The 24335-nt window shown below is 62.1% G+C and carries 19 protein-coding genes; 7 read left to right on the top strand and 12 right to left on the bottom strand.

The annotated features are described in order from the left end of the window. Window positions 1-248 precede the first annotated feature (248 nt). The 4 genes from CWC48_RS12315 to CWC48_RS12300 all read left to right on the top strand — a co-directional run bounded on the left by CWC48_RS12315 (window position 249) and on the right by CWC48_RS12300 (window position 6518). Window positions 249-1445, top strand: a complete 1197-nt coding sequence (locus CWC48_RS12315) for a class I SAM-dependent rRNA methyltransferase (RefSeq protein ID WP_003195152.1) — start codon at window positions 249-251, stop codon at window positions 1443-1445. Between the two features lie 248 nt (window positions 1446-1693). Further along, window positions 1694-2854, top strand: a complete 1161-nt coding sequence (locus CWC48_RS12310) for an MFS transporter (protein ID WP_100491939.1) — start codon at window positions 1694-1696, stop codon at window positions 2852-2854. Between the two features lie 290 nt (window positions 2855-3144). Continuing rightward, a complete protein-coding gene (ilvD, locus tag CWC48_RS12305; RefSeq protein WP_078050582.1) occupies window positions 3145-4986 on the top strand; it encodes a dihydroxy-acid dehydratase in 1842 nt (613 codons plus the stop codon). A 122-nt stretch (window positions 4987-5108) separates the two neighbouring features. Then, the gene (locus CWC48_RS12300; protein ID WP_078050583.1) at window positions 5109-6518 is read left to right on the top strand and encodes a surface-adhesin E family protein; all 1410 of its coding nucleotides are present in this window, start codon (window positions 5109-5111) and stop codon (window positions 6516-6518) included. A 74-nt stretch (window positions 6519-6592) separates the two neighbouring features. On the opposite strand, the gene CWC48_RS12295 is transcribed toward CWC48_RS12300, so the two are convergent. From CWC48_RS12295 to CWC48_RS12280, 4 genes are all read right to left on the bottom strand, one after another. Continuing rightward, window positions 6593-9040 carry a TonB-dependent siderophore receptor gene (locus CWC48_RS12295; protein WP_100491938.1) on the bottom strand — a complete coding sequence of 816 codons (2448 nt, stop codon included), beginning with the start codon at window positions 9038-9040 and terminating at the stop codon, window positions 6593-6595. A 131-nt stretch (window positions 9041-9171) separates the two neighbouring features. Further along, entirely contained in the window at window positions 9172-10119 is a 948-nt protein-coding gene (locus CWC48_RS12290; protein ID WP_099493136.1) for a FecR family protein, read from the bottom strand. After that, on the bottom strand, window positions 10116-10649 hold the full coding sequence (locus tag CWC48_RS12285) for an RNA polymerase sigma factor (RefSeq protein ID WP_078050586.1): 534 nt from the start codon (window positions 10647-10649) through the stop codon (window positions 10116-10118). Before CWC48_RS12285 ends, CWC48_RS12290 begins: the two co-directional genes overlap by 4 nt. A gap of 192 nt (window positions 10650-10841) precedes the next feature. Continuing rightward, the gene (locus CWC48_RS12280) at window positions 10842-11900 is read right to left on the bottom strand and encodes a phosphorylcholine phosphatase (RefSeq protein WP_099493137.1); all 1059 of its coding nucleotides are present in this window, start codon (window positions 11898-11900) and stop codon (window positions 10842-10844) included. A gap of 241 nt (window positions 11901-12141) precedes the next feature. On the opposite strand from CWC48_RS12280, the gene CWC48_RS12275 reads away from it, so the two are divergent. Beyond that, entirely contained in the window at window positions 12142-13533 is a 1392-nt protein-coding gene (locus CWC48_RS12275; protein WP_078050588.1) for an L-cystine transporter, read from the top strand. A 76-nt stretch (window positions 13534-13609) separates the two neighbouring features. Here the strand turns inward: CWC48_RS12275 and CWC48_RS12270 are convergent, their stop codons facing one another. Continuing rightward, a complete protein-coding gene (locus tag CWC48_RS12270; RefSeq protein WP_100491937.1) occupies window positions 13610-14122 on the bottom strand; it encodes a dihydrofolate reductase in 513 nt (170 codons plus the stop codon). A gap of 69 nt (window positions 14123-14191) precedes the next feature. On the opposite strand from CWC48_RS12270, the gene CWC48_RS12265 reads away from it, so the two are divergent. Both CWC48_RS12265 and CWC48_RS12260 read left to right on the top strand, forming a co-directional pair. After that, window positions 14192-15571, top strand: coding sequence for a DUF2868 domain-containing protein (locus tag CWC48_RS12265; RefSeq protein WP_100491936.1), 1380 nt, complete (start codon window positions 14192-14194; stop codon window positions 15569-15571). Next, window positions 15564-16931 carry a DUF3482 domain-containing protein gene (locus CWC48_RS12260; protein ID WP_100491935.1) on the top strand — a complete coding sequence of 456 codons (1368 nt, stop codon included), beginning with the start codon at window positions 15564-15566 and terminating at the stop codon, window positions 16929-16931. Before CWC48_RS12265 ends, CWC48_RS12260 begins: the two co-directional genes overlap by 8 nt. A 5-nt stretch (window positions 16932-16936) precedes the next feature. Here CWC48_RS12260 and CWC48_RS12255 read toward each other — a convergent pair whose 3' ends face one another. The 7 genes from CWC48_RS12255 to CWC48_RS12225 form a co-directional block, all read right to left on the bottom strand. Beyond that, on the bottom strand, window positions 16937-17476 hold the full coding sequence (locus CWC48_RS12255) for a hypothetical protein (RefSeq protein ID WP_100491934.1): 540 nt from the start codon (window positions 17474-17476) through the stop codon (window positions 16937-16939). 91 nt (window positions 17477-17567) lie between these two features. After that, window positions 17568-18122, bottom strand: coding sequence for a phosphonate degradation HD-domain oxygenase (locus CWC48_RS12250; RefSeq protein WP_100491933.1), 555 nt, complete (start codon window positions 18120-18122; stop codon window positions 17568-17570). Continuing rightward, window positions 18122-19255 (bottom strand): TIGR03364 family FAD-dependent oxidoreductase, encoded by a 1134-nt coding sequence (locus CWC48_RS12245; RefSeq protein ID WP_100491932.1) that lies wholly within the window; start codon window positions 19253-19255, stop codon window positions 18122-18124. Before CWC48_RS12245 ends, CWC48_RS12250 begins: the two co-directional genes overlap by 1 nt. A 126-nt stretch (window positions 19256-19381) precedes the next feature. Further along, window positions 19382-20404 (bottom strand): putative 2-aminoethylphosphonate ABC transporter substrate-binding protein, encoded by a 1023-nt coding sequence (locus CWC48_RS12240; protein WP_078050595.1) that lies wholly within the window; start codon window positions 20402-20404, stop codon window positions 19382-19384. 18 nt (window positions 20405-20422) lie between these two features. Beyond that, the gene (locus CWC48_RS12235) at window positions 20423-22129 is read right to left on the bottom strand and encodes a putative 2-aminoethylphosphonate ABC transporter permease subunit (protein ID WP_100491931.1); all 1707 of its coding nucleotides are present in this window, start codon (window positions 22127-22129) and stop codon (window positions 20423-20425) included. 1 nt (window position 22130) lies between these two features. After that, window positions 22131-23195 (bottom strand): putative 2-aminoethylphosphonate ABC transporter ATP-binding protein, encoded by a 1065-nt coding sequence (locus tag CWC48_RS12230; RefSeq protein WP_078050597.1) that lies wholly within the window; start codon window positions 23193-23195, stop codon window positions 22131-22133. Window positions 23196-23468: 273 nt separating this feature from the next. Then, window positions 23469-24332, bottom strand: coding sequence for a LysR family transcriptional regulator (locus CWC48_RS12225; RefSeq protein WP_078050598.1), 864 nt, complete (start codon window positions 24330-24332; stop codon window positions 23469-23471). Window positions 24333-24335: the final 3 nt, after the last annotated feature.

The following is a 24335-nucleotide window of genomic DNA, read 5'->3' as shown; positions in this document are numbered from 1 at the left end:
TTCGGAAGAAAGCTCTTGGGACATAAGTACATACTCTGGGCTAGGCGGGGATTCTAACCCCTAAGCAAACCTGACCGACACCCAAATGCCCGATTGAAATCGGACTAAATGTGGGAGGGGGCTTGCCCCCCGATTGCATCACCGCCGTACGTCAGATACACCACGCCGCCTGCATCGCGGGCAAGCCCACTCCCACATGAACCGCGCCGCAACAGGTATACTCCCGCTCTTTTTTCCGGAGCGACGTCATGTCCCTGCCAAGCCTGCGTCTCAAAGCCAACGCCGATCGTCGTTTGCGCAACGGCCACCTGTGGGTCTATAGCAACGAAATCGACGTGGCCGCCACCCCACTTCACGGCTTCCAGGCGGGCGACCAGGCCATCCTCGAAGCGGCCGGCGGCAAGACCCTGGGCATCGTGGCCATGAGCCCGAACAACCTGATCTGCGCGCGCCTGCTGTCGCGCGACATCAAGTTGCCGTTGGACAAGTCGCTGCTGGTGCACCGCCTGAACGTCGCCCTGTCCCTGCGCGACCGCCTGTTCGACAAGCCGTTCTACCGCCTGGTCTACGGCGATTCCGACCTGCTGCCAGGCCTGGTGGTCGACCGTTTCGGCGACATCCTGGTGGTGCAGATCGCCTCGGCGACCATGGAGGCGCATAAAGAAGACGTGATCGCCGCCCTGACCCAAGTGCTCAAACCGAGCGGCATCCTGTTCAAGAACGACTCCGCCGCGCGCGACGCCGAAGGCCTCAACCGCTACGTCGAAACCGTGTTCGGCCTGGTGCCGGAGTGGGTTGCGCTGGAAGAAAACGGCGTGAAATTCGAAGCCCCGGTGATCCAGGGCCAGAAAACCGGCTGGTTCTACGACCACCGCATGAACCGCGCACGCCTGGCCCCGTATGCCAAAGGCAAACGCGTGCTGGACCTCTACAGCTACATCGGCGGCTGGGGCGTGCAAGCCGCGGCCTTCGGCGCCAGTGAAGTGTTCTGCGTCGACGCCTCCGCCTTCGCCCTCGACGGCGTGGAGCGCAATGCCGCGCTGAACGGCTTTGCCGAGAAGATGACCTGCATCGAAGGCGACGTGTTCGAAGCGCTTAAAGAATTGAAAGCCAGCGAAGAACGCTTCGACGTGATCGTCGCCGACCCACCGGCCTTCATCAAACGCAAGAAAGACATGAAGAACGGCGAAGGCGCCTACCGCCGCCTCAACGAGCAAGCCATGCGCCTGCTCAGCAAGGACGGCATCCTGGTCAGCGCGTCGTGCTCCATGCACCTGCCGGAAGACGACCTGCAAAACATCCTGCTGACCAGCGCCCGTCATTTGGATCGCAATATCCAGATGCTGGAGCGTGGCGGCCAGGGTCCGGATCATCCGGTGCACCCGGCGATTGCAGAGACGCGTTACATCAAGAGCATTACGTGCCGGTTGTTGCCAAACAGCTAAAGCCAAGCACAGATAAAAATGTGGGAGGGGGCTTGCCCCCGATAGCCGTGTGTCAGCCAGCTAATATGGGGCTGACACTACGCAATCGGGGGCAAGCCCCCTCCCACATTTGTTTGGTGGTTGCCGTAAAGGCTTTCCTACCCAAGCAAGCCACGTCAATTCAGGAAGTTTCTCTCAACGCTTTTGATTGAATTCCACTTTTCGCAGACTAGTATCCGTTTCTGGTTTTACTCCGGAAAACAAAAACAATGTCTCGGCCCTACCTCTCCCGCTTCATCCTCATCACCTGCATTTCATTGATCAGTTTCTTTCCGATCAATATTCTCCTGCCCTCATTCCCTGCCCTGGCGGCCCGATTCGACACGCCAAGCGCAGACGTCGCGCTGTCCATCAGCCTGTTCACCCTGGTCTTTTCCATTTCTCAACTGATCACCGGCCCGCTGTCGGACAAATGGGGGCGCAAGGAAGTCCTGCTCGGGTGCATCACGCTGTCGATCCTGGGTGCCCTCGGTTGCGCACTGGCGACGGACTACCTGGCCTTCCTGCTGTTTCGCAGTGTCCAGGCCATGGGTTGCGGGTTCTTCGTACTGGGCCACGCACTGGTGGAAGACCTGTTCGAGGAGCAAGACCGCGCTCGCGTGCGCCTTTACTACATGACCCTGAGCGGTTCATTCGTTGCGCTGTCGCCGTTGATCGGCTCCTGGCTGCAAACCACCTTCGACTGGCAAGGCAGCTTTTATGGGTTCGCCGTAATGGCACTGGGCATGTTGATCCACGCCCTCTGCATCCTGCCGTCCAAGTCCGCCAGCCCACACCGCACGCCGGTGTCGATCATCGGCACGCTGAAAGCCGTCGCCCGTAATCGCGACTTCCTGCGCTACTGGTGGATCGCCGCACTGGTATTCGCCTGCTACTTCGCCTTGATCAGCGTGACACCGCTGATTTTCATGGACGCGCTGAAGCTCTCCGAATACCAGTACGCGTTGGTGTTGATGGTCTATGGCGTGGCCTACTTGCTTGGCGGCGTTGCGGCCTCGTACCTGCAAAAGCGGATTTCGCTGTCCCGGCAAATCAGTATCGGCCTGGGGCTGCTGCTCGTCGCGGGCGTGCTGTTAACACTGATCGTCAGCCTGGATGCCATCACCCCTGTGACGTTGCTCATCCCGATGCTAATCAGCGCCCTGGCCGTGACCCTGGTTCGTCCGGCGGCGATTTCTGCGGCAATGTTGCTGTTCTCAAGCAGTGCAGGTACTGCTGCCTCGGCGGGCAACAGCATCATGTTCCTGACCGCCGCCGTCAGCAGTGCCGTCCTGGCGCAAACCGGGTCCAACCTATTGATCACCATCGCCATGAGCTTCATCGTCTTTAGCCTGTGGGGTTGGCTGACCAATGCCCGAACTGGACGCTAAGCGACTGTAGGAGCCCGCTTGCAGGTTCCTACCGTGGGTCGTGCGCCTCCCGCACGTCCCGTAAGCGCTATCTTCACGGTTGCGGCCATTCCCTCTCGCCGCCAGCGGTGTAGAATCGACGCTATTCATCGCCAGTCATCCCCCGGCGGGTTTATGAGCTCGAGGCCCAAGCAAGCGGCGATCCCGCGACGCGAGTGGCAACTTCCGGACACACGGCCATTTCTGAGTGTTCCAGACGTCAATAGAAGCTCACTCCCCATTGATACCGATTAGCCGCCCGGAGTGCTCCAATGCCTGATTACCGCTCGAAAACATCCACCCACGGCCGCAACATGGCCGGCGCGCGCGCACTGTGGCGTGCCACGGGGATGAAAGATGACGACTTCAAGAAGCCGATCATCGCGATTGCCAACTCATTCACCCAGTTCGTACCGGGCCACGTCCACCTCAAGGACCTGGGCCAACTGGTCGCCCGCGAGATCGAACGCGCCGGCGGTGTCGCCAAGGAATTCAACACCATCGCCGTGGATGATGGCATCGCCATGGGCCATGACGGCATGCTGTATTCCCTGCCGAGCCGCGAGATCATCGCCGACTCCGTGGAGTACATGGTCAACGCCCACTGCGCCGACGCCATCGTCTGCATCTCCAACTGCGACAAGATCACCCCCGGCATGCTGATGGCCTCCCTGCGCCTGAACATCCCGGTGATCTTCGTGTCCGGCGGCCCGATGGAAGCCGGCAAGACCAAGCTCGCCTCCCACGGCCTCGACCTGGTCGACGCCATGGTCATCGCCGCCGATTCCAGCGCTTCTGACGAGAAGGTCGCGGAATACGAGCGCAGCGCTTGCCCAACGTGCGGTTCGTGCTCCGGCATGTTCACCGCCAACTCGATGAACTGCCTGGTGGAAGCCCTGGGCCTGGCCTTGCCGGGCAACGGTTCCACCCTGGCCACCCACAGCGACCGCGAGCAGCTGTTCCTGCAGGCCGGCCGCACCATCGTCGAGCTGTGCAAGCGCTACTACGGCGAGAACGATGAGTCGGTGTTGCCGCGCAATATCGCCAACTTCAAGGCGTTCGAGAACGCCATGACCCTGGACATCGCCATGGGCGGTTCCACCAACACCATCCTGCACTTGCTGGCCGCGGCCCAGGAAGCCGAGATCGATTTCGACCTGCGCGACATCGACCGCCTGTCCCGTCATGTGCCGCAACTGTGCAAAGTCGCGCCGAATATTCAGAAGTACCACATGGAAGATGTGCACCGCGCCGGCGGGATCTTCTCGATCCTCGGTTCGCTGGCCCGTGGCGGCCTGCTGCACACCGATCTGCCGACCGTGCACAGCAAGTCCATCGCCGAAGGCATCGCCAAGTGGGACATCACCCAGACTGACGACGAAGCCGTGCACACCTTCTTCAAGGCAGGCCCAGCGGGTATCCCTACGCAAACTGCGTTCAGCCAGTCGACCCGTTGGGACACCCTGGACGACGACCGTGAAAACGGCTGCATCCGCAGTGTCGAGCACGCCTACTCCCAAGAAGGCGGCCTGGCCGTGCTGTACGGCAACATCGCCCTGGATGGCTGCGTGGTGAAAACCGCCGGTGTGGATGAGTCCATCCACGTCTTTGAAGGCCGCGCCAAGATCTACGAAAGCCAGGACAGCTCGGTTCGCGGCATCCTCGCTGATGAAGTGAAGGAAGGCGACATCGTGATCATCCGCTACGAAGGCCCGAAAGGCGGCCCGGGTATGCAGGAGATGCTGTACCCGACGTCCTACCTGAAATCCAAGGGGCTGGGCAAAGCTTGCGCCTTGCTGACCGACGGCCGCTTCTCCGGCGGCACCTCGGGCCTGTCCATCGGCCACGCTTCGCCAGAAGCCGCTGCCGGCGGCGCGATTGGCCTGGTGCAGGATGGTGACAAGGTGCTGATCGACATTCCGAACCGTTCGATCAACCTGTTGATCAGCGATGAAGAACTGGCCGCGCGCCGGGTTGAGCAGGACAAGAAGGGGTGGAAGCCAGTGGAGAAGCGTCCACGCAAAGTGACTACCGCATTGAAGGCTTACGCCCTGCTGGCCACCAGTGCCGACAAGGGTGCTGTGCGTAACAAGGCGATGCTTGACGGTCTGTAAGCTGCGCCCATAAAAATGCCCCGCCACGTGCGGGGCATTTTTTTGCCTGGCGTTCTGACGCTGTAGTTTTTCATACGCCGGCCGATAACAGGCGCAACTGTATTCTCAAGGAACTTACCCGCATGGATGCCCGCTCTACCGCTCTACACCCGGCTGCATGGGCGCTTTCCCTATTGGCGTTGGCCGGTTGCAGCTCGCTGCAAAAGCCTCAGGTGGACCCAGGCCTGGCACTCTTCAACGAAGCCATGACACTGCCGGCGCTCGACCACACCATCCTGCGCAACGGCGACAGGGTCGCGTACTCCGTCGATTTGCAGCAAAACCCGATCTCTGTGCAGTTCGACGCCTATTGCACACAAGGCCCTGGAAGGATGTTCTACCCCACGCGCTCGGGCCTGCGGGCATTTACTCCCTCACCGGCAACAGGCGTCGACCTGCCGACGGTACAGGCCCAACAACTGCAGCAAAGCGCTCAATTGCAGAGCGTATGCAAGGCACGCCCCGTCCCCGACTGGCGGATGCTGCAAACCTCTGCCGATCAGGGCTGGCTGCTGATCGACCGTAACAGCGTGCAGCAGCAAAGCAGTCAGATATCCGCCTGGGTCGCACAGGATTACCTGCACTATCAGGTCGCCAAGAACGCATCGTTGTTTACTCAACGGCAGGAGCGGCTGACGCTGGATTGCACACGACGCACCATCACGTTGATGAGCCAGTTCAACCTTGATGAAACGCGCCAGATGATCAACGGCGAAATCCGTCGACAATTCAAGCCGCAAGCCTTGGATCAAGCTTCCGTCGAACATGCCCAGCTCTTCAAGGCTCTGTGCCAGGCGCCGGTGGAGCTGACCCATTTACCCGCTTTCAAGGCGCGCCAGCCATTGCCACCCGTTGCCAGCGCAACCAATGCCAACCCGGCCGTGCTGGCGGCCATCCGAGCGCTCGGCCTGCCTGCGCCAACCCGCACCCTGAGCGAGCTGACGTATGACTATGACGCCGTGCTCTTCAACAACACCCGAGTGGGCGACCAGACCAAACAGGCATTTATCAGTGTCGACAACGCATCCGGCCAGACACTGGTACAAACGCGCGACTCGGCACTCGGCTTTAACCAGGAGCTGACCTTCCAAGGCCTGTTTGATCTGGACAGCCAAGGTCTCGACCGCAAAACCGGCAGTGACAAGGTGAAGACCCGTCTCTTGGTTGGCCTGAGCTTTCAAGGCGATTGGCGTAACTTGCCCCTCGCCAGTGAGTTGAGCTACACCCAGACATGGTCAAAATCCATCAACCCCGATGGCAGTCCTTCGTCAGAGACCAGTGAACCAAGAACCGTGACCTGCAAGGTCGCTCGGGAAATCCCGGCTGCCACCCTGACCCCGGACCTGAAGGGGCAAGCTCAGGTACTCGACTGCGTTCAGATGAAAGGTTGGACTTATCAGGCAGCCTATCTGAGCGACTATGGGCTGTTCATCAAATTGCGTGAGAACGCGTTGGTTGCGCAATGGAACTGGCATCTGAAATCGGTGAAGTGACGCGCGATAGCGTGGCTTGTTTGAGCCTATGAAAATGCCCCGCCACGTGCGGGGCATTTTTATTCCGGTTGCACTCAGAACTGCGGCGTGTAGGTCATGGTGAACATCACATTGCGCGGGTCGCCATAGTAGTTGCTGCCCCAGTTCGCGTTGTAAGCCGGGATGTAGTACTTCTTGTCGAACATATTGTTCAGGTTCGCCGCGACGGTGAATTCCTGGTTGATCTTGTAGGCCACCCGCGAATCCCAGAGGGCATTGCCGGGCACGCTGAATGTGCGGTCATAGGCGACGGTGCTGCTTTGCGCGGTCACGCCGGCGCCGACACTGACGTTGCTCCAGTCCCCCGGCAACTGGTAGTCACCCCAGACCTTGAGCAGGTGCTTGGGCGTCCAGGTGCTGAAGATCTTGCCTTCGTAGGTGTCGTCCTTGATGAATTTGGTGGTGTTGTAGGTGTAGCTGGAAACCAGTTGCAGGCCCGGCAGCACCTCACCGCTCAAGGTGGCCTCGAAGCCCTGGCTGCGAACCTTGCCGGACGCGAGCGAGCAGTACCAGCCGCCACAAACCTTGCCGCCTTGCAGATCTTGAGCCGCACGGTTTTCCTGGTCATAGCGGAAGACCGCGAACGACGTATTGAGGCGGCCATCCGCCAGTTCGCCTTTCAGGCCCAGCTCGTAGTTCTGGCCCTCAATGGGCTTGAGCACGGTCAATGAGGTGGTCAGGTTGGTTTGGGGCTCAAAGGCGTCGGTATAGCTGGCATAGGCCGACCATTGCTCGTTGAGCGCATAAACCAGGCCAGCGTAGGGCGTGACGTGACCATTGCTTTGCGTGGTGCTGCTGGTCGGCTCGCCGTACATCCCCCTGGCACCGCTCTCGTCCTGATAGGAATAGTCATACCAACTGGTGCGCGCACCGAGGATCAACGTCAGCGGGTCCAGTACTTGGACGCGCCAGGTGCCATAAATCCCCTTCTGGCGAATGTCATACCAGCTCTTCGTCGCATTCCCTGCCTGGAACAACTGGTTCCTGTCGCGCTGCGGACGGTTGTGGTCGATGTTGAAGATATCCGCCCCCGGCGTCGCCGCGCGCGCCCAGAAATCATCCGTGGTGAGTTTGGAATAGTTGGCGCCCAGCACCATCTCCTGCCGCAACCCCAGGCCTTCGAACTTGCCGTCGACATACACGTCCACACCGCGACTCTTGGTATTGAAGTCAGTGACCCAGTCCACGTAGCGCACGGTGCCGGTGTCACCGGGATTGGGGATGGTGTCCCACGTGGCCTGGTAGGTCGCGTCGTTGTGTTCATCCATGGCCACCAGAGCGGCCTTCACTTTCCAGTCATCGTTGAAGCGATGCTCGATATCGGCAAACACCTGGGTCTGGTTATTGACGTTGCGGTTCCAACTGGCGCCGACAAAGGTCGAGCGCGACAGGCCGATATCGCTGCCGTTGGCGTACCGGGGCAGCGACATGAAGTTGGGCCGCGAGTGCCCCTTCTGGTTGCTGATGCCCACGCCGACGGTGGTGTCTGGTGTGAAGTCGTAGTCCACCGCGGCATAGACCGTCTGGTTCCAGCCGCCGGCGTAATCGACAAAAGAATCGGTCGTGTCGTAGTCCGCCACAAAACGGCCGCGCAAGGTGCCTTCGGTATTGAGCGGGCCACCCGCGTCCACTTGCGTGCCGTAGTGGTCCCAGGAACCGGCCTTGGCCGTGACGGTGACGGTCGGCGCCTGTTGCCCGCGCTTGCGCACCAGGTTCATCGTGCCGCCGGGGCTGTTCGCGCCCTGCAGCAAGGCGGCCGGCCCACGCAGGGTTTCCACGCGATCATAGATCGCCATGTTTTCGGTGAGGTAGCTGCCCAGCGCGTAGGTGTTGCGCGGGATGCCGACGCCGTCGTATTGCAGGGTGCCGACCTCAAAACCACGGGAGAAGATAAACATGCCAGGGCCAGGGGACTTGGTCGCCGTCAGGCCGGGGGTGCGCTTGACCACTTCGGACAACTTGGTGGTGTTCTGGTCGTCCATCTGCTTGCGGGTCATGACGCTGACCGATTGCGGGATGTCCTTGAGCTTTTGCTCGCCTTTGCCGAGGGTCACGGCACCGGTGGTGTAGGAGCCAGTGCCTTCGGTGGTCGCCCCCAAGCGTTCAGCGCTGATGGTGGTGGCACCGACTTCGAGAGCGCCACCGGTGTCCACGCGTTTTTCCAGGGTGACGGTATCGGCGTTGATAAACGCCGCGCTCAGCCCAGTGCCGCCGAGCAGTTGCCCCAAGGCTTCACGTTGGCCCAGATTGCCACTCACCCCCGGCGACACCACCCCTTGGGTCAATTCACCACTCACCAACACCTGCACCCGCGTCACCGCCGAAAACGCCGCCAGCGCACCGTCCAGGCTCTGCCCTGGAATATCAAAACGGTAGGTCTGTGCCTGAGTGGTCTCGGCGGCCTGCAAGTACAGCGGTGCGGTGCCGCAGGCCATGGAAATGGCCAGTGCCAGCAAGGGCCGTGCGGCGAATCGGTGTGCCATGGATGGTGCTCCCCGGTGCAAAAAGTCTGTGATCGGCGCCGCACTACTTGAGAGTGCTTACTATTTACGCCTCAGTGATCAAGGACGATGGCTTGCGGAGAAACCCTGAAACTATTTTGAGAAAGTTGCAGTCAGGACGCTTTGCCTTCGCGCAGCACCAGTAAATACGGGGTGTAATGCTCGGCGTGCAGGTTGAGGGTGTATTCCAACGCCTTGATCACGGCGTCGGGTTTGTCGATCTCGAACACGCCGGACACCACGCGATTGCGCAACGCCTCGCCCAGCACCAGGGTCTTGCCAGGCCAGTAGCGGTTCAACTCGCTGACCACTTCCGACAGCGGTTGCTGGCGAAACACCAGTTGCCGTTGGCGCCAGGCAAAGCCGCTGGCCGGATCAAAACCGTGGACATCGGCCAGCCTCTGCGCCTGATACTCCACCGCCCGCCCCGGCTCCAGGTACACCGGCTCACCACTGCCCGCACTGACCTGTACCTTGCCCTGCGCCACCTGCACCCGTGTCTGCGCATCACGCCGCGCGACGCTGAATTGGGTGCCGACTACCTTGACCCAGCCATCCCCGGACTGCACCACGAAGGGTCGCGCCGGATCTTTGGTCACGTTGAAAAAACCTTCACCGCGCAATAGACGAATCTGACGCTCACCGCCGCTTATGCGCACTTGCACGGCGCTGTCAGTATTGAGTTGCAACTGTGAGCCGTCGGCCAATTCGACGGTGCGCGATTCGCCGGTGCCCGTGGCGTAGTCCGCGCGCAGGCGGTCGAGCCAAGGCGTGTTCTGCACGGTCAACCCCACCGCCAGCAGCACCGCGGCGGCGCAGGCCCAACGTCGCGCGGGCTTGCGCCAGGCGGCCTGCTCGGCGCGGCGGATGACCCGGGCCGGTTCTCGCAAACCACCCAGCATCGCCTGCACTTCCTGCCAGGCATCGTCCTGGGCCTGGCCCTGCCCCAGCCAGGCGGCGAAAGCGTCCAATTCGGCAGGTGTCACGTCCTCGGCCTGCAGGCGGAAGTACCAGGCGGACGCTTCTTCGAACAACGCGTCGCCAGTGGGTAAAGCAGTCATGACCGACGTCCTTGAGTGTCGCAGGCGAGCCGCGTCTTGATGTAGGCGCGGCATTCAATCAAGGCGCGACGCAGTTGGTATTCCACGCTGCGCGGGCTGATCGACAGGCGATCGCCAATCTCGCGGTAGGAAAGTTCGTCGACATGATAAAGCAGGAAGATCTGCCGAGTCGCTTCGGGCAGCGACAGGATAGCGTCCTGCATGAGTTGCTCCTGCTGGTAGGCGGCCAGTTGCTCGTCAGCACCTGGGTTGCCACACGGCAGCTCTTCGCTGGGCTCGCCGGCATCCAGACGCTCGCGGCGGATGGCCTGGCGCTGGTGATCGCGCACCAGGTTGCTGGCGATGGTAAAGAGGAAGGCCGGGAGGTTGTCGATCTTCTCGCCGGAGTCCAGCCGCGCCAGGCGCAGGAACGACTCCTGGGTCAGGTCGGCGGCCACCTGGGCGCTGCCGGTGCGGCGGGTGACGAAGGCTTCGAGGGCTTTCTTCTGCTCCGCGAACAGGCGCGCGATCTGCGAATTCCAGGAGGGCACAGCACTACCTTGAGAAGAACGGAGGGTTCAGGAAGTGCGCACGCTAGCAGACGATGAGATTGGTTCGCAATTGATATCTATTTTTGCCGACCTCTGTAGGAGCCGGCTCGCCGGCGATGACGGCCTTGAGTCTTGCATTGATCTCACTGACGCCATCGCCGGCAAGCCGGGCTCCTACACAGTTGCGTCGGGTTACTGGATTTCGTCAGGCTTGACGATCACCCAGTTCTTGTCCGCCGTCACTGGCAACCCTTCCTTGGCCTGCGCCGCCGCATGCTTGGCGATCATGCCGTTCAGTTGGGTCATGTATTTATCTTTGCGGTTGATCCACAGGTGGATGCCGCCCTTGGCCACGTCCACATCGTGGAACAGCATGTAGCCATCGCTAGTCGGTGTGTCGCCGCCGACGATCACCGGTTTTTTCCATTCGTCGATGTAAGTGAGGATGGCTGCGTGCTTGCCCGCCATCCAGGTGGCCGGGGTCCACAGGTACGGGGTCAGCTCCAGGCCGAGGTTGGCCTTCTCGTCATATTTGCCGGCGCTGATCTGCTTGCGCGCGGTGGTCAGCTCGCCGGTCTTGCGGTCCTTGAGCAAGGTGCTTACGCCGATGACGTTCTCGGGTTTGACGTTGTAGCCGTACTTCGGATCGGCGGCGACCATGCGCACCAGCTCTTCCGAAGCGGCGGTCATCACATACACCTCGATGCCGTTTTCCATCAGCTTGTTGTACAGCTCGGCCTGTCCGGTGAAGACTTTCGGCGGCTGCACCTCAGACTGCTTCACCACGTCGCCTTCAAAATAGCTGACCGGCACGGGCTTGCCGGAGGCCATCAGCTCATCGACCTGCACTTTGAGTTCCTTGAGGGTGAAACCGGAGAACACCTGGGCAACCCACGGGTAGCAGACCATGTCGTCCACTTCGCAGAGGCGATAGTAGTAACTGAACAGACTTTCCTTATGGTCAGCGGTGTCTTTGAACGGCATAAGCTTGAGCGACGGATCAAGGCTGTCGCGGGTGATCAGGCCCTTGTTTTCCATGTAGGGCAGCAGGGATTCTTCGAGGTCGTAGCGGTAGCTGGTGTTGTCCATGTCGAACACCGCGTAATTACCCTTGTTGGCGTTGGCGGCGATCATTTTGTTCAGTTGCTCGGCGGCCGGTGCCGGCCAGTGTTTCAACTCGGTGGCGGCCATGGTTTGTCCGGCAAGGCCCAGACACAGCGCGGCGGCAAACAATCTAGAAGCGAGCTTCATATGCGTTTTCTCCCTGAGTTAAAAACATCGACGCTAACAAATCCCTGTGACAGTTACCGCCCGGGCGCGACCGCTTGCGTCGTGATCGCGCCAAAGGCATGTGCATACGCGCCAGATGCTTATTCCAAAAACGACAGTCACCATTCCATATCGGTATTAAATCAATATATTTCAAGCTGTTAGGCTTTCCGGTTCGCAATCGCAGGCTCTCGCGATTGGCTGCCTTCTCAACGGAGCTTCAATGAATCTGCCCCTGATTCTCAACCTACTGGTGTTCGTGGCCCTGCTGCTGGGCCTGGCACAAACTCGTCGCACACATTGGAGCCTCGCCAAGAAGGTGCTGGTTGCCCTCGTACTCGGCGTGGTGTTTGGCACTGTCTTGCACACGATCTACGGCGACGGCAACCCAGTGCTCAAAGCCTCCATCGGCTGGTTCGACCTGGTCGGCAACGGCTACGTGCAACTGCTGCAAATGATCGTGATCCCGTTGGTGTTCGCCTCGATCCTCAGCGCCGTGGCGCGCCTGCACAATGCCTCGTCCCTGGGCAAGATCAGCTTCCTGACCATCGGCACGCTGCTGTTCACCACCGCAATTGCGGCGTTGATCGGTATCGGCCTGACCAACCTGTTCGGCCTCACCGCCGAAGGCCTGGTGGCCGGCACCCAGGAAATGGCGCGCCTGCAGGTGATCCAGAGTGATTACGCCGGCAAGGTCGCCGACCTGAATATCCCGCAACTGCTGCTGTCGTTCGTGCCGGCCAACCCGTTTGCCGACCTGGCCCGGGCCAAGCCGACCTCGATCATCAGCGTGGTGATTTTCGCCGCCTTCCTGGGGGTTGCCGCGCTGCAACTGCTCAAGGATGACGTGGAAAAAGGCCAGAAAGTCCTCAACGCCATCGACACCCTGCAAGCCTGGGTGATGCGCCTGGTGCGCCTAGTGATGAAGCTGACCCCGTACGGCGTATTGGCGCTGATGACCAAAGTGGTCGCCGGTTCCAACCTGCAAGACATCATCAAGCTCGGCAGTTTTGTCGTGGTCTCGTACCTGGCCCTGGGCCTGATGTTTGTGGTGCACGGCCTGCTGCTGTCCCTGGCCGGGATCAACCCGCTGCGTTTCTTCCGCAAGGTGTGGCCGGTGCTGACCTTTGCCTTCACCAGCCGCTCCAGTGCGGCGGCGATCCCGCTGAGCATTGAGGCGCAGACCCGTCGCCTGGGCATTCCGCAATCCATCGCCGGGTTCGCCGCGTCGTTTGGCGCGACCATCGGCCAGAACGGCTGCGCCGGTCTCTACCCTGCAATGTTGGCGGTGATGGTCGCGCCGACCGTGGGCATCAACCCACTGGACCCGCTGTGGATCGCGACCTTGGTGGCGATTGTGACCTTGAGTTCGGCAGGTGTTGCCGGCGTGGGTGGCGGTGCGACCTTCGCCGCGCTGATCGTGCTGCCGGCCATGGGCTTGCCGGTGTCACTGGTGGCGCTGCTGATTTCCGTGGAGCCACTGATCGACATGGGCCGCACGGCGCTGAACGTAAATGGCTCGATGACGGCCGGCGCGATCACCAGCCAGGTCATGGGGCAGACGGATAAGGCGTTGTTGAATGCGGATGAGCATGCGGAGTTAGCGCAGGCTTGATAGACCGCTATCGCCGGCAAGCCGGCTCCTACAGGGTAAGCAATCAACTGTAGGAGCCGGCTTGCCGGCGATGCTCCTAGGCCTTTTTCCAAACCTCGAAGTTATACGCCGGCTTATCTCCCTCAGCCGCATTCTCGACATTCGACACCAGCTTCCACTGCTTCGTATCAAACTCCGGAAACCAAGCATCCCCTTCCGGACTCAACGCCACCCGCGTCAAATACAGGCGATCCGCCTGCTCCAGCCCCTGCGCATACAGTTGCGCACCGCCGATCAGCATCAGCTCGTCCACGCCTTGCGCCTTGGCCCATGCTTCAGCGCGCTCTACCGCCGCCTCCAGTGACGGAAAAACTTCCGCACCTTCAAGCGCCAGATCGGTCTGACGGCTAACCACGATGTTCAAGCGCCCCGGCAACGGTCGGCCCAGGGAATCCCAGGTCTTGCGCCCCATGATGATCGGCTTGCCAAGCGTGGTGGCCTTGAAATATTTGAAATCCCCCGGCAAATGCCAGGGCATGCTGTTGTCGACGCCGATCACGCGGTTTTCACCGAGGGCTGCGATCAGGCTTAAAGGGAGAGTTTTTTTCATGGCGACGAGAATACCAGAGGTGCGAGCCAGCGGTTATGCTCCAACCTCACTTGCTCAACAGGACGGCGCGTGACTGCACTGAACCCCCTGCAAAAACTCTGGCTGACCGAAACCGTGCGCCTGCGCGAAGAACATGCAGGCCCCCTGGAAGACCTCGAAGCCAATCGTCTGGCCCGCACCGCCGGTGGCGACCTGCCGACGCGCATCCAGCAGCGCGCCTTGCACTTGGCCGAGCGCGATGGGCTCACGGCCGCACTCACCCGCTGGCTGCAAGGCGCGCGCCTGGCGCTGGTGCTGCTGGCAATCGTCGCGGTCATCAGCGGCGCAGGCCTAGCGTTTGCTGCACTGGGCAACGGCTTGACCCCGGTGAATGTGTTCTGGGCCCTGGGCAGCCTGCTCGGCTTGAACCTGATCCTGCTGATCAGTTGGGCGCTGGGCCTGCTGTTTGCCGGCGAACACAGCGCCAGCCTCGGCCGACTGTGGTTGTGGCTCAGCGAAAAGCTCGCCCGCGACGCCAAGGCCGCCCAACTGGCCCCCGCACTGTTACTGCTGCTGCAACGGCAAAAACTCAATCGCTGGGCCGTGGGTGTGCTGGTCAACGGCCTGTGGCTGCTGGCGTTGCTCAGTGCCCTGGTGATTCTTCTTACGCTACTTGCCACCCGCCGCTACGGTTTTGTGTGGGAAACCACCATCCTCGGTGCCGATACCTTTGTCGCCGTCACCCAGGCCCTCGGCGCCCTGCCTGCGCTGCTCGGCTTCAATGTGCCGACCGTCGAGATGGTCCGCGCCAGCGGCGACGCCGCCCTGAATATCGAAAGTGCCCGCCAAGCCTGGGCCGCCTGGCTGGTCGGCGTGCTGCTGGTCTATGGCCTGCTGCCCCGCCTGATCCTCGCGTTGCTGTGCCTATGGCGCTGGAAGCGTGGGCGCGCCGCGCTGCGCCTGGACCTCAACCTGCCCGGCTACAGCCAACTGCGCGAGCGTCTGATGCCGAGCAGTGAGCGCCTTGGGGTCAACGACGCTGCGCCCGAACAATTGCATCACGTCAGCGGCGGCGTCAGTGAACTGGAAAGCGATGGCGCGCTGCTGGTCGCCATCGAACTGGACGACCAGCACGCTTGGCCGCCCAAATTGCCGGCCAGCGTGAAGAACGCCGGCATCCTCGACAGCCGCGAATCACGCCACAAACTGCTGGAGCAACTCTCGCGCTTCCCACCCGCACGCCTGGCCATCGCCTGCGACCCACGACGCTCGCCGGATCGCGGCAGCCTGGCGCTGATCGCCGAACTGGCGCGCAGCGCCACTGCCACCCGCGTGTGGCTGCTGCAAGCGCCGCCCGGCCAAGCCCTGGACGCCGAGCGCCTGGGCGACTGGCACGCCGCGCTGCAACAGCTTGAGCTGCCGTTCGCCGACTGCGCGCCGTTGAACTGGCTGGAGACCGGTCATGACTAAGCCACTGAAACTCGCCGTGGTTGGCCACACCAACGTCGGCAAGACCTCGCTGCTGCGCACCCTCACCCGTGACGTGGGTTTCGGCGAAGTCTCCCATCGCCCCAGCACCACGCGGCATGTCGAAGGTGCGCGGCTATCGGTGGATGGCGAAGCCTTGCTGGAGCTGTACGACACGCCCGGCCTTGAAGACGCCATCGCCCTGCTCGATTACCTGGAGCGCCTGGATCGCCCCGGCGAACGCCTCGACGGCCCGGCACGCCTGGCGCGCTTCCTGGAAGGCAGCGAAGCCCGCCAGCGTTTCGAACAGGAAGCCAAGGTGCTGCGCCAACTGCTGGCCTCAGACGCCGGCCTGTATGTGATCGATGCCCGCGAGCCGGTGCTGGCCAAGTATCGCGATGAGCTGCAAGTACTGGCCAGCTGCGGCAAGCCGTTGCTGCCGGTGCTCAACTTTGTCAGCAGCAGCGACCACCGCGAGCCGGACTGGCGCGAAGCCCTGGCCCGTCTTGGCCTGCATGCGCTGGTGCGGTTCGACAGCGTGGCGCCGCCGGAAGACGGCGAGCGGCGCCTGTATGAAAGTCTCGCCCTGCTATTGGAAAACGCCCGTCCGCAGCTGGAGCGGTTGATTCTTGACCAGGAAGCCCAACGCCAGGCCCGCCAGCAAAGCGCTGCGCGCCTGATCGCCGAGCTGCTGATCGACTGCGCCGCCTGCCGTCGCAGTGTGGTTACCGAGGATGAACAGCAAGCCATCGCTGACCTGCGCAAAGCCGTGCGCCAACGCGAACAAAAATGCGTGGAAGCGCTGCTCAAACTGTTCGGCTTCCGCCCGCAGGATGCCGCTGCCAGTGACTTGCCCTTGCTCGACGGACGTTGGGGTGATGACTTGTTCAACCCCGAAACCCTCAAGCAACTCGGCGTGCGCGTTGGCGGGGGCATTGCCGCCGGCGCGGCGGCGGGGGCCGGCGTGGATCTGCTGGTCGGTGGGCTGACCCTCGGCGCCGCCGCCATTGCCGGTGCGATTGCCGGTGGTGCCCTGCAGACCGCCCGCAGCTATGGCAGCCGGCTGCTGGGCAAGATCAAAGGCCAGCGCGAGCTGACCGTGGACGACAGCGTCTTGCGCCTGCTCGCCCTGCGTCAGCGCCAGCTGCTCAAGGCCCTGAACCTGCGCGGCCATGCGGCGATGCACAGCATCAAGGTCGATACGCCTCAGGACAAGACCTGGCGCGAAGGCAAGTTGCCGGACGCGCTGCACAAAGCCCGCGCCCACCCGCAATGGTCGTCCCTCAACCCTCACGCCAAGTTGAGCCAGACTGAGCGCCAGGAGCAGGTCGAAGTCCTGGCCGCTCGGCTTGATGAGACCTGACCGAGTTATTGCACAAACCACCCAAACGCCAGGAAAGTCGTACATAGCGAGCGAATCAGTTCTTTATCGGCTTTATCGGCTACCCCATTGCGGTCGATGTCGCTATTGGTGAACGACTCCAACACGCCGTCACTGTTGCCGTCATAAGCAACCGCTTGGTAAACCAGCGACGACTTGCACCCAGACGTCGTGCGCTCATGGAAGTCGAGCTTGATCGCGTTGGGCGTTCCGGTTTTACCGAAGTGATCGACGTACATTGTCAACGTACGCTGCCAATGGCTGCGCTGATTGAACCAGCCCAGTTTCAAGAAACTGTCGGCAAAACTATCAACCTGCTCTGTATTCAGCACACATGGCCGGCTGACAGGGTTCAGATCCTCCGCCCACTGTAGATCGACACGGCCATCGGCACTCATGTCCACCGCGAAGATCTCGTGAACCAGTTCATCCGGGCAACCTGCCTGATGCTCATAAAAATGCAGGATGACCGTATCGGCGCGGCCATTACCACTCATGTCTTGCGCAGTGGCTTTCAAGTAACGCATCCGTGTTGCTCCTTAAGGTAAGAAGCAAACACCTTAATGACGCGATGCCCCCGCCTCCAGACGGCGAGTCTGCGTTCGGTGTAAGGCCTGTCTACGCAACCAGTAGCCGCGCAGCCTTCGCCTTGAGCACCTGCAGGTCAAGTACCGGCACGTGCATCTCCTTGGCCTGTTCATCCCAATGACGCATGCGCAAACTCACGGCGCACAGCGGGTCCTGTTCGAACGCCTGGGCTTCTTCGGGGCTCATCACGCCGCCCTGAAAGGCCAGGGTACGGCGGCTGGCCTCACTGAGGCGGGCGTAGTAGTCCGGCTGGCTGAAGGTCAGGTAGCGCTTGGCCTGCACGTGGTATTCCACCAACCGGGCCATGCGTTCGCTGAACCCCGCGCGGCGCAGGTAATCCGCCCCCAGCCGCTCATGACTGACCACGCCGTACCCGCCCATGTTCTCGCCGCCCTGGCCGCAGAGGTGGCCGATATCGTGGAAAAACGCCGCCAACACCACTTCATCGTCAAAGCCTTCGGCCATGGCCAATTGCGCCGCCTGGGACATGTGCTCGATCTGCGACACCTGCTCGCCGATGTAGTCCGCCGTGCCGTGTTTTTCGTATAAGCCGAAGACCTCGGCAATCGCCTGTTCCGGGTTCATCACGCCGCTCCCCACAAGGTGGTGATATTTCGCTCAGCCATCGCCGGCCCCACGCTCATGCCCACGCCGGTGTGCATCAACGCCGCACTCACGCCTGGAGCAGCCCTCAGGAAGGAGAACGGTCCCGGTCCGCGCGAGCCGTATACGCCCTGCCAGCGCTCCACCACTTGGATCTTGCAGCCCAGAGTTTGCTCGGCCAGTGCGATCATCCAGTCGTCGATCTGCTCGGCATTGAAGGGCGACGCGTCGCTGCCGTAGTCATGGGAGTCGCCGATGATCAGTTCGCCATGGGGGGTCGGGCTGATCAGCAGATGGATGCCGTGCTCGTGCAGGTGTGGCGTTTCACGCAGGATCTGCGCCTGCACCGGCGCGGCTTCCGGCAGATCGGCGAAGGCACCGTAGTGCACGCAACTCAAGCCGGTGAGCAATGCGTGTTGCAGGTTCAGGTTCACCACCGGGCGGGCGCGCAACATTTGCAGGCGGCAGATGCTCGGGTTGAGTTCGGCGATCGATTCGGCCAGCAGGGTCTGGTAGTCGTGGCCGGAGCACACGATGATCTGCTCGCCGCGAAAACTGCCCGCCGTGCTGTGCAATTGGCCCGGCTCCACGTCGCGCACCAGCGTGGAGAAATAGAACTCCACGTTCAGCTCTTGCGCCAGGTAGCTGATCAGCGCCGGGATCGCTTCACGCGAATACAGCTGCTGATCGTCCTTGCCATGCAACGCGGCGCGGTGATGACGGAACTGGCCGCCGTACAGATCCTTCATGGCGGCGCCTTGCAGCAGTTCGACGTTGTAGCCGTGCTCTTGTGCACGTCCCTCACAGAAGGCTTCCAGCAAGTGTTCTTCCGCTTCGGTGCGGGCAAACAGGTAAGAGCCGTTACGCTTGAGCTGCAGACCCGCCCGCTCAGCCCATTGCCCCCAGATAACACGGCTTTCCCGGGCCAGGTCGAGCATTGGCCCCGGCGGTTGGCCGGTGACCAGCGCCTGGCCAAAGTTGCGCACCGAGGCGCCCAGTGGCGTGGCGCTGCGTTCGAACACCTTGACCTTGAGGCCGCGCTTGGCGGCGGCAAAGGCGTGGGACAGGCCGAGGATGCCGGCGCCGATGATCAGTAGGTCGCTGTGGTGTGTCATGTCGTGATTTCCTGTATTCGAGGCCGCCATCGCGGGCAAGCCCGCTCCCACTTGTTGATGTGTGAATACCTTCAAATGTGGGAGCTGGCTTGCCTGCGATGAGGCCATCAGCCCTGACGAAAACCCTTACTGGCCCGCCACCTTCTCCGACTTCCCGTCATAGCGCTTGCGCCACTCGGCCAGGATGCTATCGCGGTTCTTCGACGCCCAGGCAAAGTCATTCTTGATCAGGCGTTGTTCATAGTCGGCCGGCAATTCGGTCTGCGGCTTGGCAATGCCGGGTTGGGCGAGGACGGCAAAGTTGTCCTTGTACAGGTCCATGGCTGCTGTGCTGGCAGAGAAGTCAGCCAGTTTTCTGGCCGCATCGGCGTGGGCTGTGCCCTTGATCACCGCCGTGGCTTCGATGTCCCAGCCCAGGCCTTCTTTCGGCAGGATGATGTCCAGCGGCGCGCCCTGGCGTTTCAACTGCACGGCCGGGTATTCGAAGCTGATCCCGATCGGGAATTCACCCGACGCCGCCAGCTTGCACGGCTTGGAGCCGGAGTGAACGTACTGGCCGATGTTCTGGTGCAGGTCGTCCATGTATTGCCAGCCTTGCTTCTCGCCAAAGGTCTGCAACCAGGCGCTGACGTCCAGGAAACCGGTGCCGGACGAGGCCGGGTTGGGCATGACGATCTTGCCCTTGTACTCAGGCTTGGTCAGGTCCTGCCAGCTCACCGGCTTGGTCAGGCCCTGCTTTTCGGCTTCGACGGTGTTGAAGCAAATGGTTGCCGCCCACACGTCCATGCCGACCCAGGCCGGAGGGTTGGCGGCGTCACGGTAGTTTTTGCCGATCTTGTCCAGGTCCTTCGGTGCGTAGTTGTCCAGCATGCCTTGCTGGTCGAGGATCGCCAGGCTGGAGGCGGCCAGGCCCCACACCACATCAGCCTGCGGGCGGGCTTTCTCGGCCAGCAGCTTGGCGGTGATGATGCCCGTGGAGTCGCGCACCCACTTGATCTCGATGTCGGGGTTGGCCTTTTCAAAGGCCTGCTTATAGGTCTTCAACTGCTCGGCTTCGAGGGCCGTGTACACGGTCAGCTCGGTCTTGGCGAAGGCATTCAGGCTGAATGCAGTGAGTACGGCAGCGACCAGCGCCAGGGGCTTGAACATGGAACACCTCCTTCAGGATTATTGGCCTGGCGCGGTCTGGCGCCAGGCTTGGGAGCGGCGCAGTGCGCCACGTGAAGCCCACGCCAGCAGCAGCGAGACGCTGCCTGAGGTGAACAGGATCAGGGTCGACATGGCCGCCGCACCGCCCACGTTGCCAGCGTCGTCCATGTTCAACACGGCGACGGCGGCGAGGATGGTGTCGGGGCTGTAGAGGAAAATCGCGGCTGACACGGTGGTCATCGCCGACACAAACAGGTAGCGCACGATGTCCAGCAGCGCCGGCAGGCAGATCGGCACCGTCACTTTCAGGTAATGCCGGTACAGCGGCGCCTTGAGCGACAACGCGGCGGCTTCGAACTCGGCGTCGAGCTGGCGCAGTGCGGTGGTGGCGGTCATCTGTGCGGTGGTCAGGTAGTGCGCAATGGTGCACACCACCAGCAGGGTCATGGTCCCGTAGAACACATGCAGCGGGTTGCCGTTGAGGTTGAAAAAGAACACGTAGCCCAGGCCCAGCACCAACCCAGGCACCGCCATCGGCACGAAAGTGAGCATGCGCAGGGCGAGGTTGAGGCCTTTCTGACCCTTGGTTTTTTCCATCAGATAGGCCCCGGTGAAGATCAGCACGCTGCCGATCAACGCCGTGCACAACGCCATGGTCAGGCTGTTGCGATAGGCCAGCCAACCGCCGCCCGCCGTGTCTTCGAACTGATAGTGGTTAAGCGACAGCGACAGGTTGTACGGCCAGAACTTCACCAGCGACGAATACACCGCCATGCCGAACACCAGCAGCAACACGGCACAGATCAGCAGCACGATGGCCAGGTAGCAGGCGTCCCTCAGGCGCGATGGCGCCGGCTGGAACACTTGGGCACGCCCGCTCATCGAATCGCCGTGGCGGCGGCGCAGCCAGGCATCCACACCAAAGCTGAACAGCGCCGGCAGCAGCAACACCATGCCGATCAATGCGCCACGCCCGAACTGCTGCTGGCCAACCACGGCTTTGTAGGCCTCCAGCGCCAGCACCTGGTAATCGCCGCCCACTACCACAGGCACGCCGAAGTCGGTGATGGTGAGGGTGAACACCAGGCAGAACGCGGCGAACACCGCCTGGCGCGTGGCCGGCCAGGTGATGCTGCGAAACGCCCGGGCCGGGCTGGCGCCCATGCTGGAAGCGGCGTCGAACAGTCGCGCATCCGCCAAGGACAGCGCCGACAGCAGAATCATCAGGGCGTGTGGGAAGGTGTAGATCACCTCACCCAGCACAATGCCCCAGAAGCCGTAGATATTGTCCGAGAGCAGCCCGCGCAGCATGCCCTGGTTGCCGAACAGGTACACCAGCGCGATGCCCGGCAGCATCGACGGAGCCATCAGCGGCAGCAGCGACAGGCCACGCCAGATCGACTTACCGGGAATCAACGTGCGTTGCAGCGCGTAGGCAAACAGGTAGGCAAGCGGTACGACGATGGCAGCAACGCTGAGGGAAACCTTGAGGCTATTGCCCAGCAGCCAGTGGAAGTTGTCACTCGTGACCAATTCCCGCGCGGCCACCAGGCCACCGCCCTGCCCGGCTTCGCTGCTGAAACCGCGCCAGAAGATCGCCAGCAGTGGCAGCAGCACGGCGACGCTCAGCAGCAAAAGCCACAGCCACTTGCCGCCAATCACGAAAAGACGGTCACCCCTTTCGGCGCGGGTAGCCTGGCGCGGCAGCGTCATCACCCTAGCCATCTCAGGCAAACACCTGCAGGCTGCGCGGCGGCAAGGCCACCCAAATATCCTGTGCGCCCAGGCGCGGCATGGCCTCGGGGGCCAGTTCAGCCAGCAACGGGTGCCCGGGTAACTGCTCCAGCTCAAAGCTCATGCGGCAGCGGTTGCCAAGAAAGGTGATCTCACGAACCTTGGCCGGGAACAGGTTCTCTTCATGCACCGGCGGGTTGACGCTGATCGCCTCCGGGCGGCAGAACAGGCGCCCAGACCTGGCGACGCCGGCGTCGTCGGCCAGGCGCATGTTCATCCCACCCACTTGGGCGTGGCTGGCACTGTTACGGCTGAACGGCAGCCAATTGCCCTGGCCGACAAACTCCGCCACGAACGGCGTGGCCGGGCGGTCGTAGATCTCCTGGGGCGTGGCGTATTGCTCGACCTTGCCGTTGTTCATCACGGCGATGCGGTCGGCCATCAGCATGGCTTCGTCCTGGTTGTGGGTGACCATCAGCGTGGTGATGCCCAGGCGACGTTGCAGTTGGCGCAACTCGGTGCACAGATGCTCGCGCACCCGGGCGTCGAGGGCCGACATCGGCTCATCCAGCAGCAATAACGACGGCGCCGGGGCCAGCGCACGGGCCAGCGCTACCCGTTGCTGTTGACCACCCGAGAGCTGGCCGGGGAATTTCTTTTCGCTGCCCAGCAGGCCAACCAGTTCCAGCATCTGGCCGACGCGCTTGCGCACTTCGTCACGACCGCCGCCGGTGAGGCCGTAGCCGATATTCGCTTCAACGGTAAGGTTGGGAAACAGTGCGTAGGACTGGAACAGGATGCCGTAGTCCCGCGCCTGGGGCGGCAGCAGGGAAACATCCCGGTTGCCCAGGTAAAGCTCGCCGCTGTCCTGGCGTTCCAGGCCAGCGATGCAGCGCAGCAGGGTGGTCTTGCCGCAGCCGGACGGGCCCAGCAGGCACACCAGCTCGCCGGCGGCGACGTCCAGGGAGACGTCATCCAGCGCAGTAAAGGCGCCAAAGCGTTTCTGGATACCGCGCACCTTCATGGGCGCGCCGGGTTGGGTCAGGGCTGTGTTCATGCTAGGCACCTCATCGAACGGATGAAGGCCATGCTAGGCAGGCAATGCGTCCCTGATGTGGCAGAAAGGCAAAACCCGGCGATAGTGGTATTGGTGAATTTGGGTAGGACGCGAACACCATTGTGGTGAGCAGGCTTGCCCCGCGCTGGGGCGCGCAGCGGCCCTAAAATCAGGCTCCCGGTTTTTCCTGCAAAAAATGCGGTGGCATTATTGGGGCTGCTGCGCAGTCCAGCGCGGGGCAAGCCCGCTCACCACAGAGATCTTACTCGACCGTTAGAGTGGAGACATTTCCTGCGCCAACCCCAGGAACGCCGCCGGTAACCGCGCGCTTTTGCGCTCCTTGAGGCAGTACAGGTACTCGGGAATCTGCGGTGCATTTTCGATGGTCAGCACACGCAGTTGCGGGTCGTGGGGCACTTCCTGACGCGCAATGATGCTGATGCCGATATTGCGCAGCACCGCCTCACGGATCGACTCGCGGCTGCCGATTTCCAGCAACGGGCCGAAGCTCACGTTGGCGCTTTGCAAGAGCTCTTCGGTCAGGCGTCGCGTGGTCGAGCCCGCTTCACGCATCAGCAAAGTGTGCCCGGCCAACGCTGAGAGCGGCACATGATCGAGCTTGGCCAGCGGATGGTTGCGGTGTACCGCCAGCACTAGCGGGTCGGTGCCCAGCACCCGGCGGATCAGCCGCGGGTCTTCCAGCAGTTGCGAGGAGGCAGCGACGTCGACGCGGTAATCGTCCAACGCTTCCAGCACCTGCTGGGAGTTGCCGATCTCCACCGACACATCCACTTGCGGCAGGCGCTCGCGAAAGGCTTTGACCAGGTCGAGGATGTAATACGGCGCTGTCGCGGCGATTCTCAATGCCCCCTGGACCTGGCCGTTGTTGCGCAGGAAAAACTCGATGTCCGCTTCCTGCTGCAACAGCGCCTTGACCATCGGCAGCAGGCGCGCGCCGTCGTCGCTGACGGTGAGGCGGCGGCCGCCGCGGTAGAACAGTTCGACACCGTACTGGCTTTCCAGGTTACGGATCTGGGTGGTGACCGTGGGTTGGCTCAGGCCGAGTTTTTTCGCCGCCTGGGTAATGCTGCCCAGGCGGGCGACCATAAAAAACGCCTTTAACTCCGCACTCAGCACACC

Origin of the sequence: Pseudomonas sp. S10E 269, assembly GCF_002798465.1 — a bacterium.
Lineage (GTDB): Bacteria > Pseudomonadota > Gammaproteobacteria > Pseudomonadales > Pseudomonadaceae > Aquipseudomonas > Aquipseudomonas pergaminensis.
The sequence above is the reverse complement of the archived record's forward strand: the minus strand, read 5'-3'. Positions and strand labels throughout refer to the sequence as shown.